The sequence below is a fragment of the Sunxiuqinia elliptica genome, assembly GCF_900113005.1.
Taxonomy (GTDB): domain Bacteria; phylum Bacteroidota; class Bacteroidia; order Bacteroidales; family Prolixibacteraceae; genus Sunxiuqinia; species Sunxiuqinia elliptica.
The window spans coordinates 296,967-315,478 of the sequence record NZ_FONW01000001.1 but is presented as its reverse complement, the minus strand read 5'-3'; the positions used below and the strand labels follow the sequence as shown (position 1 = coordinate 315,478).

General features: G+C 41.6%; 17 protein-coding genes and 1 tRNA gene. 16 read left to right on the top strand and 2 right to left on the bottom strand.

The window, feature by feature from the left end:
* Window positions 1–31: 31 nt before the first annotated feature.
* The gene (locus BM156_RS01255) at window positions 32–619 is read right to left on the bottom strand and encodes an RNA polymerase sigma-70 factor (protein ID WP_093918002.1); all 588 of its coding nucleotides are present in this window, start codon (window positions 617–619) and stop codon (window positions 32–34) included.
* Between the two features lie 180 nt (window positions 620–799).
* On the opposite strand from BM156_RS01255, the gene BM156_RS01250 reads away from it, so the two are divergent.
* The 15 genes from BM156_RS01250 (at window position 800) to BM156_RS01180 (ending at window position 14,534) form a co-directional block, all read left to right on the top strand.
* Complete coding sequence (locus BM156_RS01250) at window positions 800–2,167, top strand: MFS transporter (protein ID WP_093918001.1); 1,368 nt, start codon at window positions 800–802, stop codon at window positions 2,165–2,167.
* A 104-nt stretch (window positions 2,168–2,271) separates the two neighbouring features.
* On the top strand, window positions 2,272–2,742 hold the full coding sequence (locus BM156_RS01245; RefSeq protein WP_093918000.1) for a hypothetical protein: 471 nt from the start codon (window positions 2,272–2,274) through the stop codon (window positions 2,740–2,742).
* A 65-nt stretch (window positions 2,743–2,807) separates the two neighbouring features.
* Window positions 2,808–2,891 (top strand) — tRNA-Leu (locus tag BM156_RS01240).
* Window positions 2,892–3,027: 136 nt separating this feature from the next.
* The gene (locus tag BM156_RS01235) at window positions 3,028–3,402 is read left to right on the top strand and encodes a response regulator (RefSeq protein ID WP_093918658.1); all 375 of its coding nucleotides are present in this window, start codon (window positions 3,028–3,030) and stop codon (window positions 3,400–3,402) included.
* A 131-nt stretch (window positions 3,403–3,533) separates the two neighbouring features.
* The gene (locus BM156_RS01230) at window positions 3,534–3,959 is read left to right on the top strand and encodes a deoxycytidylate deaminase (RefSeq protein ID WP_093917999.1); all 426 of its coding nucleotides are present in this window, start codon (window positions 3,534–3,536) and stop codon (window positions 3,957–3,959) included.
* A gap of 10 nt (window positions 3,960–3,969) precedes the next feature.
* On the top strand, window positions 3,970–5,604 hold the full coding sequence (locus tag BM156_RS01225; protein WP_093917998.1) for a S41 family peptidase: 1,635 nt from the start codon (window positions 3,970–3,972) through the stop codon (window positions 5,602–5,604).
* A 38-nt stretch (window positions 5,605–5,642) separates the two neighbouring features.
* The gene (locus BM156_RS01220; RefSeq protein WP_093917997.1) at window positions 5,643–6,128 is read left to right on the top strand and encodes an RNA polymerase sigma factor; all 486 of its coding nucleotides are present in this window, start codon (window positions 5,643–5,645) and stop codon (window positions 6,126–6,128) included.
* Between the two features lie 46 nt (window positions 6,129–6,174).
* Window positions 6,175–7,218, top strand: a complete 1,044-nt coding sequence (locus BM156_RS01215; RefSeq protein WP_093917996.1) for a hypothetical protein — start codon at window positions 6,175–6,177, stop codon at window positions 7,216–7,218.
* A 138-nt stretch (window positions 7,219–7,356) separates the two neighbouring features.
* On the top strand, window positions 7,357–8,271 hold the full coding sequence (locus tag BM156_RS01210) for an outer membrane beta-barrel protein (protein ID WP_093917995.1): 915 nt from the start codon (window positions 7,357–7,359) through the stop codon (window positions 8,269–8,271).
* Window positions 8,272–8,372: 101 nt separating this feature from the next.
* The gene (locus BM156_RS01205; protein WP_093917994.1) at window positions 8,373–9,173 is read left to right on the top strand and encodes an outer membrane beta-barrel protein; all 801 of its coding nucleotides are present in this window, start codon (window positions 8,373–8,375) and stop codon (window positions 9,171–9,173) included.
* A 182-nt stretch (window positions 9,174–9,355) separates the two neighbouring features.
* Window positions 9,356–10,066, top strand: coding sequence for a dipeptidase PepE (gene pepE, locus BM156_RS01200; RefSeq protein ID WP_093917993.1), 711 nt, complete (start codon window positions 9,356–9,358; stop codon window positions 10,064–10,066).
* A 78-nt stretch (window positions 10,067–10,144) separates the two neighbouring features.
* Window positions 10,145–11,728, top strand: a complete 1,584-nt coding sequence (locus BM156_RS01195; RefSeq protein WP_170846816.1) for an aspartate:alanine exchanger family transporter — start codon at window positions 10,145–10,147, stop codon at window positions 11,726–11,728.
* A gap of 71 nt (window positions 11,729–11,799) precedes the next feature.
* Window positions 11,800–12,510 carry an HAD family hydrolase gene (locus BM156_RS01190; protein ID WP_093917991.1) on the top strand — a complete coding sequence of 237 codons (711 nt, stop codon included), beginning with the start codon at window positions 11,800–11,802 and terminating at the stop codon, window positions 12,508–12,510.
* Between the two features lie 38 nt (window positions 12,511–12,548).
* Complete coding sequence (locus tag BM156_RS01185; protein WP_212733383.1) at window positions 12,549–13,325, top strand: DUF2797 domain-containing protein; 777 nt, start codon at window positions 12,549–12,551, stop codon at window positions 13,323–13,325.
* A 195-nt stretch (window positions 13,326–13,520) separates the two neighbouring features.
* Entirely contained in the window at window positions 13,521–14,534 is a 1,014-nt protein-coding gene (locus BM156_RS01180) for a branched-chain amino acid aminotransferase (RefSeq protein WP_093917989.1), read from the top strand.
* Between the two features lie 72 nt (window positions 14,535–14,606).
* Here the strand turns inward: BM156_RS01180 and katG are convergent, their stop codons facing one another.
* The gene (gene katG, locus BM156_RS01175) at window positions 14,607–16,841 is read right to left on the bottom strand and encodes a catalase/peroxidase HPI (RefSeq protein WP_093917988.1); all 2,235 of its coding nucleotides are present in this window, start codon (window positions 16,839–16,841) and stop codon (window positions 14,607–14,609) included.
* Between the two features lie 221 nt (window positions 16,842–17,062).
* Between katG and BM156_RS01170 the strand changes: the two genes are divergently transcribed.
* Window positions 17,063–18,010, top strand: a complete 948-nt coding sequence (locus BM156_RS01170; protein WP_093917987.1) for a pyruvate, water dikinase regulatory protein — start codon at window positions 17,063–17,065, stop codon at window positions 18,008–18,010.
* Window positions 18,011–18,512 lie beyond the last annotated feature (502 nt).

The window sequence follows — 18,512 nt, the reverse complement described above, 5'->3', positions numbered from 1 at the left end:
AATGACATGTCAGGCAGAAAATACCCTTAATTTAGTGAAGCTTCTTTTTTAAAAGATGCAGTCCAATGATGAAGTAGTCTTTGTAGTCTTTGAGTTTTTCGCGTAGTTGTTTTAAGGCTAGTCCCATTTGTGTTTCCACTGTTTTTACTGAAACTCCAAGCTGTTGAGCAATCTCTTTATATTTTAATCCTTGCTCGCGGCTGAGCTTAAAAATCTGTTTGCGTTTTTCGGGGAGCGATTCAATGCTTGCTTCAATTTTTTCGCTAAGACCAACTTCTAGAAAGTAGTCGGATTCGTGCACTTCTTGAGAAAAATTTTCTTTGACAAATTGAGCGTGCTTGTCTTTTATTTTGCGGTGTTGAATTTGGTTCAGGCATTGATTTCTGACTGATCGGAAAAGGTAGTTTTTGACAGAATTGTCAATGTTTAACTTCTTGCGCTTGCTCCACAGGTTTACGAAGAGTTCCTGGACAATTTCTTCTGCTTTTTCCTGGTCGTTAAGGTAGTGGTGGGCAAATAAGCATAAGGAAGAATAATAGGTATTGAAAAGGAGTTCAAAGGCCTTTTCATCACCTTGTTTAAGTTGGTTAAAGAGCGTGTTCTCGTCGGGTGTTTTCATGCAATAGTCCCTCAGCTGTGTAGTTGCCAGGCTAAGGTATCAAAAATATGAATCTTAGAATAGGATATTAGGCCTAATACATCAAGAATAATCATTTTAAATCCTGCAAAAAGCTTCTATTTTCGCAAGGTTAAAAAAACAAAAGGACTATTTACACAACAAAAATCAATTAAAGAAACGATGAATTTAAAGAAAATTGGTGCTGGTTTTTCCAAGGCTTTTTGGATTGCCAATGCTGTTGAGCTGCTGGAGCGAGCTGCTTATTACGGCGTTTTTATTGTCATTACGCTTTACCTGTCACGTATTTTAGGGTTTTCAGATATGCAGGCTGCGCTTATCTCCGGATCTTTCTCTGCAGGATTGTATCTCTTGCCTACTTTTACCGGTGCAATTGCTGATAAAATTGGATTCCGTAAGTCGATTATGCTTGCATTTACTTTACTGACAATCGGCTATTTCGGAATGGGACTGCTTCCAACAATGCTCGAATCAACCGGTTTGGTTGAGTATACCAAAACCACGCAATTTAATGGTTTACGCGAGAGTGGTTATAAGTGGATTATTGTGCCCATTATGGTTGTGATCGTTATTGGAGGTTCGTTTATTAAATCGTGCATTACCGGAACTGTTGCGCGCGAAACAACCGAGAAAACCCGTGCACAGGGCTATTCCATCTTTTATATGATGGTAAACATCGGAGCCTTTAGTGGGAAAACAATTGTGAAGCCACTTCGTGATGCCATGGGGAATGAAGGTTTGGTGACCTTGAACTTTTTTGCAGCGGGAATGACTTTCCTGGCGATTATTCTGGTCTATCTTTTTTACCGGTCAAGCGAAAGCAGTGGCGAAGGAAAGAGTTTTGCACAGATCTTGTTTGCTCTTAAAAAGGTGGTTGTCAATGTGCGTTTGCTGGTTTTAATCGTAATTATCACTGGTTTCTGGATGGTGCAGCACCAGTTGTATGCAACCATGCCCAAGTATGTACTACGTTTGGCAGGCGAAGGCAATGCAATTTCATGGTATGCCAATGTTAATCCGCTGGTTGTTTTCTTAACCGTTGGACTTGTAACCCGACTGATGAGTAAAAAAACTTCTTTGTTCTCAATGACCGCAGGAATGTTCATCATGCCCGTGTCAGCACTGTGTATGGCTTCGGGTAATTTGATGGGAACTGAGCCGATCTTGGGACTGCACCCCGTTGCTTTCATGATGATTGTTGGTATTGTTTTCCAAGGATTGGCTGAAACCTTTATTTCTCCGCGCTACCTGGAATATTTTTCACTGCAGGCACCAAAAGGAGAAGAAGGACTGTATCTTGGATTTAGCCACTTGCATTCTTTTTTGTCATCAATTTTAGGATTCGGACTTTCCGGATATCTGTTAACAAAATACTGTCCTGATCCGTTATTATTTGAAAATAGAGCTGACTGGGAAGCTGCTGCAGCAAATGCACACTACATTTGGTATTACTTTGTAGCTATTGCTTCGGTGTCGGCAATTGCACTAATTGTGTATGGTAGGGTCGTAAAACGCCTTGATAGCAAATAATTAATCCTGAACAGTTGTCTGCTCTTTGCGATGGCGGCATGATGTTAGTGTCTGATCCATGAATTTGAGGCTTGCTAATTTAGGACATCAATAAACTCAATACAATGAAGAAATTAATTCTAAGTTTTACTTTTCTGTTTTTTCTGTCAGGAGTTACACTGGCTCAAGACTATACAACGGGTATTGGATTGAGAGGTGGATTCTCGAATGGTTTGACCGTAAAGCATTTTGTGAGTGCAAATAATGCCTTGGAAGGTATTCTCTCAACTCGTTGGGGAGGATTTAATGTAACCGGATTGTACGAAATTCATAATTATCCGTTTGCAGTTCAGGGGCTGAGCTGGTATTATGGTTTTGGTGCTCACATTGGTTTTTGGGATGGAAATGATGTAGGCTGGGCCGATGATGATGGTGCCTATACCGTTATTGGTGCTGATGGCGTAATCGGTTTAGAGTACAATTTTGTGGAAGTGCCCATTAATTTGAGCCTGGACTGGAAGCCTTCTTTAAACTTGATTGGACACTCTGGTTTCTGGGGAGATGGCGGTGCATTATCCATACGATATATTTTTTAATGAAAATATTTTTAAAAAAATCTTTGCGATGCAAAAATTTACACTATTTTTGCATCGCAATTCCAGCCCGGGTGGCGGAATTGGTAGACGCGCTGGATTCAAAATCCAGTTCTGGCAACAGAGTGCGGGTTCGATTCCCGCCCCGGGTACAAAAGAGAGATATCTAGCACAGGTATCTCTCTTTTTTTTACGCCTGTGGACACTCTAAAAAATAAGATAAACTATGGTATTTGAGTAAATCTTTCAATATCTTTGATTATTGAACCGGAGTTTAATAAAGACGAAATGACAATAGTAGATAATCCAAGAATACTTATTGCCGAAGATGTTGAGTCGAATTATCTGTATTTGAGTGCAGTGCTCAGTAAAATAAAGGCCAAAATCTATTGGGCAAAAAATGGCAAGGAAGCAGTAGAGATATTTAAAAAAGAAACGGTAGACCTAATTTTGATGGATCTCCAAATGCCTGAAATGAATGGTTATGAGGCTACTAAAGTAATTAAGGCGATTAGTCCCGATTTACCTATTGTTGCTCAAACAGCTTTTGCGATGTCAGATGACCGGGAAAAAGCACTCGAGGCTGGCTGTGATGATTACCTCGCCAAGCCGATTAAATCGAAAGATTTACTGAACACTGTTGAAAAATACATGCATGTGTAAGGCCTAAACCACACGGATATTAAGAGGTGCTCATTTCATGAAAAGAAGAAATGAGCTTTTTTTTTGTAATTCATTCGGTACTTCAAGACTGATGATTTATTACTTTTGAACAATTAAATCACGACTTTAAGATGGAAAAGAAGCAATATTTACTTGATCAGCGTTACCTGAAAATGGCTAATATTTGGGCTCAGAATTCTTATTGTAAACGGCGTCAGGTGGGAGCTATCTTGGTAAAAGACAAGATGATTATCTCTGATGGGTATAATGGAACACCATCGGGCTTTGAGAATATTTGCGAGGACGAAAACAATAAAACCAAGCCTTATGTTCTTCATGCAGAAGCCAACGCGATTACGAAGGTAGCAAAATCGAACAACAGCAGCGATGGTGCTACTTTGTACGTTACTTCTTCGCCTTGTTTGGAGTGTGCAAAGCTTATTATTCAGGCAGGAATTAAACGCGTGGTCTTTACGGACAACTACCGGCTCGAAGACGGAATTAGTTTGTTGAAACGAGCCAATATCGAGATTGTTCAGGTAGAAACAGATGAATAAGTAAAAAGCGATGAACAGAAAACAGATAGCCATATACCTGCCAATTCTAATTGCTGTTTCAGTAATTGTTGGCATTGTGTTGGGAAATAGCCTGAGTCGGATTCAGACACCTGCTGGACAGAATTTTTCACCACCCAAAGTCAACAAATTAAGTGCGATTGTCGATTTGATTAATCATGCCTATGTTGATTCTGTTGAGACGGATGAGTTGGTAGAAAAGACCATTCCTGAGCTTTTGAAGAATCTCGATCCGCACACGGCGTACATTCCTGCGCGAGACATGCAGGAGGTGCATGAAGAGATGCAAGGAAATTTTGGTGGTATAGGCGTGCAGTTTTCTATTCATAACGATACCGTTCAGGTTGTGGACGTCGTTTCCGGAGGCCCTTCTTATAAACTAGGAATTTTGCCTGGAGACCGCATTGTAACCGTAAATGACTCAGTCATTGCAGGAGTTGATGTGGAGAATGAAGATGTCCTTTCCATTCTGCGCGGCGAAAAAGGCACGATCGTTAAAGTTGGTATTAAGCGAAAAGGAATTGCCGACCTGATTCTTTATGAAATTACGCGTGGTGATATTCCTATTTATAGTATCGATGTTAGTTATATGATTGATGAAACAACGGGTTTTGTAAAAGTCAATCGATTTGCAGAGAAAACCTACGATGAGTTTATCAATGCAATTTCGAAGCTGAATAAAGCCGGAGCCGAAAAGTTCATTGTTGATTTAAGAGGAAATCCGGGGGGCTACCTGATGGCTGTCGTCAGCATGGTGAATGAATTTTTACCAGAAGGCAATTTGATTGTGTATACCGAAGGAAATTCGCAGCCTCGTAAGACTTACTCTGCCACGAAAAGTGGGATTGCTTTAGATAAGGATGTCATTGTGCTAATTGACGAATATTCAGCTTCGGCCAGTGAGATTTTTGCTGGTGCAATTCAGGATAATGATCGAGGTATTGTGGTTGGTCGTCGTTCATTTGGAAAAGGACTGGTTCAGGAACAAATTCCGTTTAATGATGGGTCAGCTTTGCGTCTGACGGTTGCACGTTATTATACGCCGAGTGGAAGAAGCATTCAGAAATCGTATGTTGATGGTAATATGAGTTACTATCACGATATCATTGACCGTGCAGAGCATGGCGAGTTCCAGGTGGCAGATAGCATCCAGTTTGCAGATTCACTGAAGTATGAAACAGCCCATGGCCGAATCGTTTATGGTGGTGGTGGAATTATGCCAGATTACTTTGTCCCTGCCGATACGGCCGGTTATTCTGCTTACTATTCAAAAATCACCCAGAAGGCTTTAGTCTATCATTTTGCATTTGAATATACTGATGAGAACCGGGATCAGTTGAGTGGGTTTGGAACAGCCAACGAGCTGGCAGATTACCTGCATCAGCAAGATATTTTGAGACAATTTGTAGCTTATGCCAACAAAAAAGGGGTCAAAGAAGATGCCAAAGGCTTAGCTACCAGTGGTAAGATAATTGAAACTCAAGTAAAAGCTTACATTGCCCGAAACATGATTGGTGAAGAAGGATTCTTCCCGATTATCAGGGAGATCGATGAAACCCTAAAAGAGGCGATTCGCCTGTCAAATTCAAAAAAACAGTTTAGCCAGTTAATTGCTGTAACAAAATAGATCGTTGCTCGTCATACATTAGCAAGGATCTATAAAGAATGACTGTTGAGGATTACAATCAAGCTGTAAATCTATATGCTGATGGCATTTTTCGATTTGTGCTGAAGACAATCCGGGATGAAGAAAAGGCCCGTGATATTGTTCAGGACAGTTTCGAAAAACTATGGGCGCGTCTACGTTCGGTTGATGCCGCCAAAGTAAAATCGTACCTGTTTACCACGGCTTACCACCGGGCAATCGATATGATTCGAAAAGATCAGCGACAGCAGTCATACGATGAAATCCCTTTGCAGGAAGAAGGTCATGAGAGGCAATATTCCGACGTTGGAGAGGTTTTGAATAAAGCTGTTCAATTGTTGCCGGACGATCAGCGTTCGGTGTTGTTGCTGCGCGATTATGAAGGGTATTCCTACAAAGAGATTAGTGAAATAACAGCGCTCTCTGAAGCCCAGGTGAAGGTGTACATCTACCGGGCCCGAGTGTTTTTGAAGAACTACATCGGTAAAATCGATGTGTTGGTGTAACGGATTAGTCCGGTTTTAGAATGGTAAAGGATAAAGGAAGATAGGCATGAATATTCATCGGTCAAATTATGAAATTTACTTTCTGGATTATCTGGATGGCAATTTGCCGGATAATCAGATTGATGATTTTTTGGATTTTCTGAAGAATAATCCGGATTTGCACGATGAACTGAAGGCGGTGTCAGCGATTGAGCTACCAGCGGAGAAGATTGCTTATAGCGGGAAGGAAGGCTTGTTGAAGAATGAATTGACAGGAACCTCACAATTCGATTATCAGGCGGTTGCTTTTATCGAGGAGGATTTAAATCAAGAAGACTCCAGGCTTTTTCTGGATGAACTAAGCGAGGATCCTCAAAAAGAAGAGGAATTTGATTTATTCCTGAAAGCTCGTTTGGTGCCAGATAAAGCCATTGTTTTTGATGGCAAAAAGCACCTATATAAGCAAACGCCGACGCGAATGCTATGGAAATATAGTAGCTGGGTGGCGGCAGTGCTTGTTTTGTTGTTTGGCGTATGGACTGTGTGGCAAAGCTCTTTTGATGAACCCGTTGTAATTCCTATGGCTGATAATCAGTTGGTAGATGAGCCACGTGTTTCAGCTCCTGATATTGTAGCTGCAACAGAGAAACCTGTGGAAAATGAACCGCAAACAGTGCAACAGAAACAACTTGAACAAACTGTTGAGCCATTGAAGGCCAAACAGTCGCAGCTCGTTGTTGCTGATCAAATTGAATCAGTGCAGTTGGATCCTATTCGTGAGCAGGCACCAGAGCCTTTGGCCTTGTTAGAGGCGTCGGTAAAAAGTGGAATAGAAGCAGAGGCATTGGCCTTGCATGGCATGGAAGAATATATCGCTCCAAGCGGTGAAGAATACCTGACGATACCTGAGTATTTGGCCGAGAAAGTGCTTCATAAAAGCAAAGAGCAACCCTTTACATTTTCGAATGTATTAAGCGCCGGACTTGATGCTGTTGCTACGGTAAGTCAGGATCGGGTAGACTATAAAACGAATGACAAGGGGAATGTGACTGCAGTTCGATTGAATACCCGCTTGCTTGCTTTTTCAATTCCGTTTAAAAAAGGAGATTAGGCCTGTAACTTTCCTAATAGGCTATCCGTCCTACATTCGAATAACAATTTGAGAGAACAAATAATTTGGCCAAAATACGAGCACACTTTCATGTAAATTTGGTGTCAGTTATCTAACGACTTAATAAAAATTAGCGGTATGAAAACAAGAGTGTTAACAATATTATTCGCTTTGTTTGTGAGTGTTGTTTACGCACAGGAAACAACCAAAGTAGGCAAACTAGTAGAGGTAAAAGAAGGAAGTGAGCGCACCGAAGTTGCGCTTCTGAATAACCGGATTCACATTGAAGATAATTACGGGACAGATACAACTCATATTCGAGTAGGAAAGCGGAGTGTAGAGATTGTAGAAGAGGGAGGAAAAACAAATATCAACATGCAACGGGATCGTTTTTTCGATGATGATGATAAAGATTGGGGAGACAGCTGGAGACGTAAAAACTTTAATGGGCACTGGGCTGGTTTTGAGCTTGGCGTAAATGGTTTTTTCAATACCGATTATAGTGCTTATACCGAAGGAGACTTTATGGATCTGAATCAGGCAAAATCCATTGAGGTGAACTTTAACTTTCTGGAGTATAATATTGCTTTAAGCCCCGATCGAATTGGTTTGGTAACAGGAATGGGATGGTCAATCAATAACTATCGGTTCGATAATCCATTGACGATTGAAAAGCAAGACGGAATTATTGTTCCTGTCCCCATTGAAAAAGAAGGATTTGATAAGTCTAAGTTAACAGCCTCATACCTGACCGTTCCTTTGTTATTGGAGTTTCAAATTCCGGTTAATGGGGGTAGTAACGAAGTATTTGTATCTGGCGGTGTTGTAGGTGCTTTAAACATTGGATCGCACACGAAGATCAAAGCCAATAGCAGTAAAAGTAAAGACCACGGAAGCTTTGCAATTAATCCGTTCAAATATTCGGTTGTGGGGCGTATTGGCTTGAAAGATATCAGCTTGTTTGCAAGCTATGGCCTGTCTACATTCTTTAAAGATGATAAAGGCCCCGAGCTGTATCCCTTCACTATTGGCATTAGTTTGCTCAATTTTTAAGACACATTTTAAGACCCAGTATTCAGAAAACTGTAAAGCCTGCCAATGAGCAGGCTTCTTTTTTAAATTTTCATGCTTAACTTTGTTATTAGATTTAAGTCATGAAACAGTTTTACACCATATTGCTGGGATTGCTGTGTAGTTTTCAATTGCATGCGCAGAAAACCGACTCGTTAAAGGTGAGCCGCCCGGGGGCCGCAGGGCAATTAAATATTATCCAACCTCACGGAGTTGTTACTGATGGTTTTAACTATTGGGATGATGAATTTTCTGGTCATTGGTCGGGAATTCATTTAGGCTTGAATGGTTTTACCAATGAAGATTACTCCATGTATCCCGAGGAGGAGCATGGCTTTTTGGATGTTAATTTACTTCGGTCTACGGTGTTGGATTTAAACTTAATTCAGTTCTCAAAAGGACTGCAACGCACCCGCAATACCATTGGCTTGGTTTCTGGCTTGGGCTTACAACTTCAAACTTACTTTCTGGATAAAAAGACTAGCATTGAAAAAGTGGGCAATCGAATTGAGCCCATCGAGCAGTTTTATGATTCAAAGCAAAAATCAAAGTTATCTTCTGCTTACTTGACGATTCCCCTGCTAGTTGAATTTCAAGTTCCCGTTAAGCATTATGGGAATAGGGCTTATCTGGCCATTGGGGTTGTGGCTGCCAAGCGAATGAGTACACATACGAAAGTCAAATACCGGGAGAACAACAAAAAGGAGAAGTTGAAAACGCCGGATGATTTTTATATGCATGATTTCCGCTTGTCGGGTATGGTTCGCTTGGGGTATCGATTTATCAATGTGTATGCCAGCTATGATCTGCAGCCGTTGTTTGTTGATGAGAAAGGGCCCGAGCTTTATCCATTTTCGGTGGGCATTGCGCTGTTTTCTTTTTAATCAGCAGGGTGACAAATTTCTTGTTAAAAATAAAGGGCATTGGTTATCTTAGTCCCCGGAAAGACGTCCAATTTTATCCGGTGTTTGTTTTTTTAAAATGATGACTGGTACTTGATCTTTTTAAGACAACGCGATTGGAGCATTTCCTGATTCGTAATTTAATACTTAAGAATATACAACAAATGAGACTATTACTTCTTAGCAATTCAACAATGCCCGGAGAGGCTTACCTTGGTTACCCTAAAAAGGAAATTCTGAATTTTTTGGGTGAGAAGCCGGTAAATGCGCTATTTATTCCTTTTGCTGCGGTTACTTTTTCGTTTGACGAATATGAGCAAAAAGTGAACGATAGTTTGCAGGAGATCGGACATAAAGTGGTCGGTATTCATCGTTTTGATGACCCGGTGAAAGCTGTGGCAGAAGCTGAAGCAATTGTTGTGGGAGGTGGAAATACCTGGCAATTGGTGAGAATGTTGCACGATCAGGATTTGATGGAACCAATTCGTAAAAAGGTAAAAGCAGGAACTCCTTACATGGGATGGAGTGCCGGCTCAAACGTCGCTTGTCCAACGCTTCGTACAACCAATGATATGCCCATTATCGATCCAAAGGGATTCAATACCTTGAACTTGGTACCTTTTCAGATTAACCCACACTATTTGGATGCTAACCCCGAAGGACATGGAGGTGAAACGCGTGAACAGCGAATTTCTGAGTTTTTAGAAATTAACCCGGGAACTTATGTTGTTGGTTTGCGTGAAGGAACGATGTTCAAGCTCGAAGGTGGAGCACTTAGCCTGATTGGAGATCGCACAACACGTATCTTTTTGAAAGGCAAAACACCTTACGAACTGCAAGTTGGCGATGACTTTTCTTTTCTGTTAAATGATTAATGTAAGGACCTAATTCGGGAGCTATTTGTATGTTTTGCAGCATAAAGTTTATACTTTTGCAGACATAAAAATGTGAACATGGAATTGTTAGGGAATAGCTATTTTGCACTTTTTTTAATCATTTTAATTGGTTTTATAATTGGCCGAATCAAGATCAAGGGGATATCGCTTGACGTTTCGGCTGTTATTTTTGTTGCTTTGGTTTTTGGGCACTTTGGTGTTATTGTACCAAAGGACTTTCAATACCTCGGGTTGGTGCTTTTTATCTTCACTATTGGGATTCAGGCAGGACCGGGTTTTTTCAGTTCGTTCAAAAAGAATGGAAGGCAATTGGCTATTTTGGCAACCTTATTGATTGTTAGCTCAAGCCTCATCACTTTTGGGGTTTACTATTTTGGAGGTATTGATCGAAGCCTTTGCATTGGTTTGCTAACCGGTTCACTAACCAGTACGCCGGGTTTAGCCGCCGCTATTGATACAACCGGATCACCTTTAGCCTCTATTGGTTATGGTATTGGCTACCCTTTTGGTGTGATTGGAGTGATTTTATTTGTCAGCTTTTTACCTCGGATTTTACGTGTGAATATTAAGCAGGCCGAGGATCAATATCGGCATGAAGTGTCAGGTGGCTTTCCTGAGATCAGGAAGCGTAATTTCCGTGTTGAAAATGAGAATGTATTCGGGAAGACCATTGGCGAGCTTCGGATTCGTTACATGACAAAAGCGGTTGTGTCGCGCGTGATGCATGGCGATGCGGCCATTACCCCTGTTTCGGATACTGTTTTAAAGAAAGGAGATATCATAAAAGCAGTTGGAACCTCAGCGGCTTTAGATCGGGTGCGCTTGTTGATTGGCTCTGAAACGGCAACGGAAATTCCATTGAGTACACAATATGATGTTCGTTCCTTGTTGGTTACCAACAAAGAGGTTGTCGGAAAGACACTTGGACAGCTGAACATGCTGAACACTTATAATACGACGGTAACTCGGATTCGCCGTTCGGGAATTGATTTATCCCCAAGTCCTTCTTCTAAATTGCAGTTTGGCGATAAGTTAATTGTGGCCTGTAACCGGGAGAATATGGAGCAAGTGGTTCGTATCTTTGGAGATGATGACCGACGACTTTCAGATACTGACTTCTTACCGATTGCTACGGGAATTATCTTGGGTATTTTGGTTGGAAAGTTAAGTCTGAATTTCGGTTCTTTCTCGTTTAGTTTAGGATTGACAGGTGGTATTTTGTTGACTGCTTTAGTGTTAGGGCGTACAGGAAAAACGGGGCCGGTAATGTGGACCATGACAGGGGCTGCTAACCAATTGCTTCGTCAATTTGGATTGTTGTTTTTTCTGGCTGCTGTCGGAACCAGCGCCGGATCGAGCCTGGTGGATACCTTTCAACAGTATGGAATTGAACTATTCCTTTATGGAATTGTGATTACCTTGGTGCCCATGCTTTTGACAGCTATTGTAGCCCGGTATTTCTTGAAAATGAATGTTCTTACCTTATTAGGAACGCTAACCGGAAGTATGACCAGTACGCCGGGCTTGGCAGCAATTGACGGAATGACGGATACGGATGCACCTTCGGTTGCCTATGCAACAGTTTACCCAATTGCAATGGTGTTATTGATTGTTGCCGTTCAGGTATTGAGCTTGATCTAAATAAGATGGTGAGCTCATCGGGCAATGTCCTTGTCAGGATTAATAGTTTTTAACTTCAAAACAAACAAAGGATGAGCTTAAAAGATATACAGATTATTGCCTTTGATGCAGACGACACTTTATGGGAAAACGAAAACTATTTTCGCGAGGCTGAGCGAAAGTTTTGCGAGATCTTAAAAGAGTATCAGCCGGCTGACGCAATCATGGCAGAACTTTACAAGGTGGAAGTTCAAAACATGGAAATCTACGGATACGGCATCAAAGCATTCATTTTGTCTTTGGTGGAAACAGCTTTGTTGATCTCTGATAAACAGGTTCGCCCGGAGCAGATCGAGGCCATTGTTGCCTTGGGGAAAGAAATGCTCAATAAAGATGTCGTTTTACTTGATGGTATTCGCGATGTGCTGGAAACACTGGCTCCTGACTATCGTTTGGTTTTAGCCACAAAAGGCGATTTGCTGGATCAGGAACGAAAGCTGAAGAAGTCAGGCCTATTAAAATATTTTCATCATATTGAAGTGATGACCCATAAAAAAGAGGAAAACTACGAAGATTTACTCCGGCACTTGGATATTGATGCCAGCCAGTTTATGATGATTGGAAATTCCTTGAAATCAGATGTTCTTCCGGTCATTAACCTGGGAGGAACTGCGGCCCATGTTCCGTATTATACGACTTGGATTCTTGAGCAAATGGATCCGGAAGAAATTAAAAGCGATCGCTTTTATGAACTAAAGGAAATACATGATGTTCTGACTTTATTTAATGGTGTGAAAATTTGAACTCAACCCCGATGAATTACGAAGGAAATATACTTAAGATGAGAACTGAATTGGATGAGCCAATTCGTTATTCTTTGCCAATTGGAGATCAAGTAGTGGATATGAACGCTCTGCTGGGAAAGCAAATTCATTTTCATTTTGATGGACAGATCAACTGTATTTCCTGCGGAAAACGGACCAAAACATCCTTCAGTCAAGGGTTTTGTTACTCGTGTTTTCAGATCGTGCCAGAGGCCAGCGAAACTGTTATGCGCCCGGAGTTATCCAAAGCGCAGTTTGGGGTGGCTCGTGATCCGGAGTGGGCGGAGAAACATGATTTGATTGATCATTACGTTTATCTGGCAGTGTCCAGTGAGTTGAAAGTAGGCGTAACTCGTCATCATCAAATTCCAACTCGTTGGATAGATCAAGGAGCAAGCCGGGCCATTAAGCTGGCAAAAACGCCTAATCGGCATATTGCCGGAGTGATTGAGGTGTTGCTGAAAAATCATTTCACCGATAAAACCAATTGGCGAGCTATGCTGCAAAACAAAGTGGATGACGCGATTAAGCTGGAAGAAGAGAAAGTTAAGGCGCGTGATTTAATGCCTGCAGAACTACAACAGTATTTTTCTGATGAAAATGAGGTGCTTGAATTAAGGTATCCGGTGGAGGTTTTCCCTAAAAAAATCAAGAGCATTGGTTTCGATAAATTGGCTGATATTGAAGGAACATTAACGGGGATTAAAGGGCAATATTTGCTTTTTGATGAAGACCGGGTGCTTAACATTCGAAAGCATAATGGGTACTTTTTACGCCTTTCTGTTAATTCGTAAGTCTTCTTACAACTGAAATTTCTAATTAATACTGCGTGTTGACTTGTAATTTCTGATTGATAATTGCCTGTTTTTGAGTATGTTTCTATAACATCCAAGAAATGCCAGAAATAGGACAATTTGCATGTTCTGTTGGCCTTTTTTTCGCTATTTTTAAATTCCTAAAAAAAGTACTGGTAGGCAAACAATAAAATTATGGAAAATCAAGATTGGAAAAAGATTGGTTTTGGCTATAGCAAAACTAATTATAATGTTCGGTGCACCTTTAAAGATGGGAAATGGGGTGAGCTGGAATTGAGTGATTCTGAATATCTTAATCTGCACATGGCTGCAACTTCACTTCATTACGGGCAAGAAGCATTTGAAGGGTTGAAAGCTTTCATGGGCAAAGATGGGAAAGTTCGTGTTTTTCGCATGGATGAAAATGCGAAACGCATGCAAAGTTCAAGTGATGGAATTTTGATGGAGCGTGTCCCAACAGAATTGTTTCAGGAAGCCGTAAAACTGGCGGTTCAGAAAAATATTGAGTTTGTTCCTCCTTATGGCTCAGGAGCTTCTTTGTACATTCGTCCCTTACTAATTGGTACCGGAGCCGAAATTGGGGTTAAACCTGCTGACGAGTATTTGTTTATTGTTTTTGTTATGCCAGTAGGGCCATACTTCCCTGAAGGGTTTAAGCCAACCGACTTGGTTATTATGCGTCATTTTGACCGGGCGGCACCACAAGGAACAGGAAAGTATAAAGTTGGAGGAAACTACGCGGCAAGTCTTACTGCAGGTAAAAAAGCCAAAGCAGAAGGTTACTCGGCCGTCCTTTATCTTGATGCTCGCGAAAAGAAATATATCGATGAATGCGGTCCTGCGAACTTCTTTGGTATTAAAGACGATACGTATATCACGCCGGAGTCGGAGTCGATTTTACCTTCAATAACTAACATGAGCTTGATTCAGATTGCACAGGATCTGGGATTGAAAGTTGAACGTAGAAAAGTTGCAGTAGAAGAGCTGGCAACCTTTGAGGAGGTTGGAGCTTGCGGTACTGCGGCTGTTATTTCTCCAATTAAGCGCATTTATGACGCTGATAACGAAAAAGAATACCTGTATGGAACTGAGCCTGGTAAGTGGAGTGTGAAGCTTTATGACAAGCTTCGCGCAATTCAAAATGGCGATGAACCCGATCAACATGGTTGGGTTGAAGTAGTTGACTAAAAAATACAATGAAATAGTAAGGGTGGCCAATTACTGACCACCCTTTTTTATGATTCAAATTTGTGTTTTGATTTAATCAAGATCAAAGCGATCCAGGTTCATAACCTTGTCCCAGGCTTTTACAAAGTCGGTTACAAACTTTTCTTTAGAATCGCTGCAAGCATAAACTTCGGCTAGTGCCCGTAGTTCGGAGTTGGAGCCGAAAACCAAATCGACACGAGTTCCGGTCCACTTGACTTCTCCAGTTTTACGATCACGTCCACGGTATTCGTCGCCATCTTTATCTAGCGGTTCCCAAACGGTCCCCATATCAAGCAGGTTGACAAAGAAATCGTTGGTTAACACACCTGCTTGGTTTGTAAACACGCCATGTTTTGAATCAGCATGGTTAGCACCCAGTACGCGCATACCACCAACTAGAACAGTCATTTCTGGAGCGGTTAGCGTTAATAGTTGCGCTTTATCAACCAGTAATTCTTCTGCTGAAACGGTGTATTTTCGTTTTTGGTAGTTTCGGAAACCATCGGCAAGAGGTTCCAATACCGTAAAATTCTCGACATCGGTTTGTTCAGCAGTGGCATCTGCGCGTCCTGGCGTGAACGGAACGGTGACGGAAACACCAGCATCCTTAGCTGCTTTTTCAATACCCGCACATCCGGCTAGAACAATTAGGTCGGCTAATGAAATTTGCTTACCTCCTGATTGCGAATCATTGAACGATTTTTGAATGGCTTCCAGTTGATCCAAAACTTTGCCTAATTGGCTTGGATTATTTACTTCCCAGTACTTTTGCGGGGCCAGGCGAATGCGAGCTCCATTGGCACCTCCTCGTTTATCTGATCCGCGGAACGTTGAAGCTGATGCCCAGGCTGTCGATACCAGATCCGAAACACTTAGGCCGGAATCGAGCACTTTTGCTTTTAAAGCAGCAATATCTTTTTCGTCGACTAGTTTATGAGTCACAGCAGGAATTGGATCCTGCCAAAGCAGTTCTTCTTCGGGTACTTCTGGACCTAAATAGCGGGCACGGGGTCCCATGTCGCGGTGGGTTAGTTTATACCAGGCGCGTGCAAAAGCATCGGCAAATTCATCCGGTTTTTCATAGAAGCGACGTGATATCTTTTCATAGGCTGGATCAAATCGCAGGGACAAATCAGTGGTTAACATGTTAGGAGCAATCCGTTTATTTGGATCATGAGCATGCGGAACACTGCCTTGTCCTGCTTGTCCTCGTGGTTTCCATTGGTAAGCACCTGCCGGACTCTTAGTTAACTCCCATTCGTAATCAAATAGGTTTTCAAAGAAGTTGTTGCTCCATTGGGTTGGGGTTTTGGTCCAAGTTACTTCTATTCCACTGGTAATGGTATCTGCCCCTTTTCCTGTTCCAAAGGTGTTTTTCCAACCTAAGCCTTGTTCCTCCAGTCCGGCAGTTTCCGGATCAGGGCCAACATGATCGGCCGGGCCAGCTCCGTGAGTTTTTCCAAAGGTATGCCCTCCGGCAATCAGGGCAACGGTCTCTTCATCGTTCATGGCCATGCGAGCAAAGGTTTCGCGAATATCTTTTGCTGCGGCAATCGGATCAGGATTGCCATCTGGTCCTTCGGGATTAACATAAATCAGTCCCATCTGCACGGCGGCCAGCGGATCTTCTAAATCACGATCACCTGAATAGCGTTTATCTTCCAGCCATTCTGTTTCTGATCCCCAATAGATATCCTGATCTGGCTCCCAAACATCTTCACGACCGCCGGCAAAACCAAAGGTCTTGAATCCCATCGTTTCCAAGGCGACATTGCCCGTTAAAATCATGAGGTCGGCCCAAGAGATTTTTTTGCCAAATTTTTGTTTGATTGGCCACAATAGCCGGCGTGCTTTGTCTAAGCTAACATTGTCGGGCCAGCTGTTTAGTGGTGCAAAGCGTTGTTGCCCACGACCAGCGCCTCCACGGCCATCACCGGTTCGATAAGTTCCGGCACTATGCCAGGCCATACGGATAAAGAGTGGACCGTAGTGCCCGTAGTCTGCAGGCCACCAATCCTGAGAATCAGTCATTAGTGCAGCTAAGTCTTTTTTTATCGCATTAAGGTCGAGGCTTTTAAATTCTTTGGCGTAATTAAATTCCGCTCCCATTGGGTCGGACAAGTTCGCGTGTTGACGAAGAATATTCAGGTTCAGTTTCTTGGGCCACCAGTCGCGGTTTTGTGTGCCACCACCGGCGCTGTGTTTTGCTGTTGCTCCGGTAACCGGACATCTGCTTTCACTACTTGATTGCTGAGATGATGCGTGTGAGTCTTTTTTGTGTTCCATGGTTTGCTAAATTTTATTTTCGAGGTATCTCAAGTTACAATAAATTCTTCTATAATTTTCATCGATAGTTTTGATATATAGATAGATGAGATTTGTTGTTATGTTTTGTTTGTTGGGCTATCGTGTTTCTTTTGAAGGAAGTCTTGCTCAGGGACTTGTTGTGTCTGAGCAATCTATTTTCATCAGTAATTGTTGTTAGTAGTAGAAGCAAATCGTTTGTTATGGGAACAACATCAGCAAAAAAGGAAAAAACAAGACCGATTTATGTAATTTCCGGTGGAAAAGGGCTTGCTGGAAACAATATGGTGCAGTCCTTACTTATTCAGTATCCAAATAATGATGTACCTGTGGTTATTGTGCCTAATGTATCGGACGAGAAAAAGATCCGGGAGGTAGTTCGAAAAGCAAAAAAGGAAGGAGCGTTAATCACCCACACCATGGTCAATTCGGATCTTCGGAAGGCATTGATGCGGATGGCTGCAGAAGAAGGGGTTGAGGAGATTGATTTCATGGGAAAGCTGGCTGATTACCTGGATCGAACACTTGGAATTCCTTCCTTGAAATCTCCGGGTTTGTTCCGAGAAATTAATCAACGCTATTTTGATCGTATTGAGGCCATTGAGTTTACCTTGAATCATGATGATGGGATGAGTCCGGAACGTTTGCATAAAGCTGAAATTATTTTGTGTGGCGTGTCGCGTTCAGGAAAAACGCCCTTGAGTGTTTATCTGGCCATGTATGGGTGGAAAGTTGCCAATGTTCCTTTGGTCAATGGTATAAAGCCTCCAAGTGAGCTGTTTGAGGTAGATCCTAAGCGGGTTTTTGGTTTGCATATTGGAACTCAACATTTGATTGCTCACCGCGTTAAGCGCTTGAAAAGTATGCCGAATCATAACAGCGAAGCTTATATTGATGAGAAGAGAGTCCGAAATGAAATACGTAATGCTTCTTTCATTTTCAAAAAAGGAGGCTTTTCGGTTATTCACGTGTCCAATAAGCCTGTAGAGTCTTCGGCTAATGAGATCTTAAATATTATGAATGAGCGGTTTGAGTTTGGAGGGCGACGCATTGTGTCACCATATCAAGACGTTACGAACCCTGCCGGAGTTGGTGATCATGATTCCCAGCTAGACTTTGAACTTCCTACTGATCCGGATGCTGAAAACTAAAATTCACTTGGTATTTAATACTGCTGCTTAGTGCTTGACTTTGTTCTGCTTTTCCTAATCTGTTAAAGAGGAGTTGATAATCGCAATTCTTGTTTTTATCGCTTTGATAAGTAGGGAAATAATTTCTATTGAAATAAAGCTCATTGTTAAATCGATACTGGCAGATTTGCAATACAACTTTTCATTTAGATCGTTAATCTTTTCTTTCCTTATTCTTTGTGTATTAATTCACTATGGTTTTTAGGCTTTTTCTTAGCTGTTCTTTTCTCTTCTAACTATTTTGGGATCGTTACCAGGTATTTAAAAAACTTCCTTCTTTACAAAAAATGAGGTAAAAGAAAGCGGCAAATTTCTTTTTAGCTTAGTAGTCAAAGCAATATTTTACGAACAATTTGCCTTATTTAGAACAATTATAAGAGCAGATTAAAATCATTTTGGTATTTTCGGACTCATTACTAAAATGCCATTATTAATCTAAAGATAACAATCGCATTACAGGGTA

Coding starts and splice junctions, on each gene's coding strand:
- BM156_RS01235 (WP_093918658.1), top strand. CDS start 3,028: ATGACAATAGTAGATAATCCAAGAATACTTATTGCCGAAGATGTTGAG.
- BM156_RS01210 (WP_093917995.1), top strand. CDS start 7,357: ATGAAAACAAGAGTGTTAACAATATTATTCGCTTTGTTTGTGAGTGTT.
- BM156_RS01225 (WP_093917998.1), top strand. CDS start 3,970: ATGAACAGAAAACAGATAGCCATATACCTGCCAATTCTAATTGCTGTT.
- BM156_RS01180 (WP_093917989.1), top strand. CDS start 13,521: ATGGAAAATCAAGATTGGAAAAAGATTGGTTTTGGCTATAGCAAAACT.
- katG (WP_093917988.1), bottom strand. CDS start 16,841: ATGGAACACAAAAAAGACTCACACGCATCATCTCAGCAATCAAGTAGT.
- BM156_RS01205 (WP_093917994.1), top strand. CDS start 8,373: ATGAAACAGTTTTACACCATATTGCTGGGATTGCTGTGTAGTTTTCAA.
- BM156_RS01250 (WP_093918001.1), top strand. CDS start 800: ATGAATTTAAAGAAAATTGGTGCTGGTTTTTCCAAGGCTTTTTGGATT.
- BM156_RS01220 (WP_093917997.1), top strand. CDS start 5,643: ATGACTGTTGAGGATTACAATCAAGCTGTAAATCTATATGCTGATGGC.
- BM156_RS01195 (WP_170846816.1), top strand. CDS start 10,145: ATGGAATTGTTAGGGAATAGCTATTTTGCACTTTTTTTAATCATTTTA.
- BM156_RS01230 (WP_093917999.1), top strand. CDS start 3,534: ATGGAAAAGAAGCAATATTTACTTGATCAGCGTTACCTGAAAATGGCT.
- pepE (WP_093917993.1), top strand. CDS start 9,356: ATGAGACTATTACTTCTTAGCAATTCAACAATGCCCGGAGAGGCTTAC.
- BM156_RS01245 (WP_093918000.1), top strand. CDS start 2,272: ATGAAGAAATTAATTCTAAGTTTTACTTTTCTGTTTTTTCTGTCAGGA.
- BM156_RS01170 (WP_093917987.1), top strand. CDS start 17,063: ATGGGAACAACATCAGCAAAAAAGGAAAAAACAAGACCGATTTATGTA.
- BM156_RS01255 (WP_093918002.1), bottom strand. CDS start 619: ATGAAAACACCCGACGAGAACACGCTCTTTAACCAACTTAAACAAGGT.
- BM156_RS01185 (WP_212733383.1), top strand. CDS start 12,549: ATGAGAACTGAATTGGATGAGCCAATTCGTTATTCTTTGCCAATTGGA.
- BM156_RS01215 (WP_093917996.1), top strand. CDS start 6,175: ATGAATATTCATCGGTCAAATTATGAAATTTACTTTCTGGATTATCTG.
- BM156_RS01190 (WP_093917991.1), top strand. CDS start 11,800: ATGAGCTTAAAAGATATACAGATTATTGCCTTTGATGCAGACGACACT.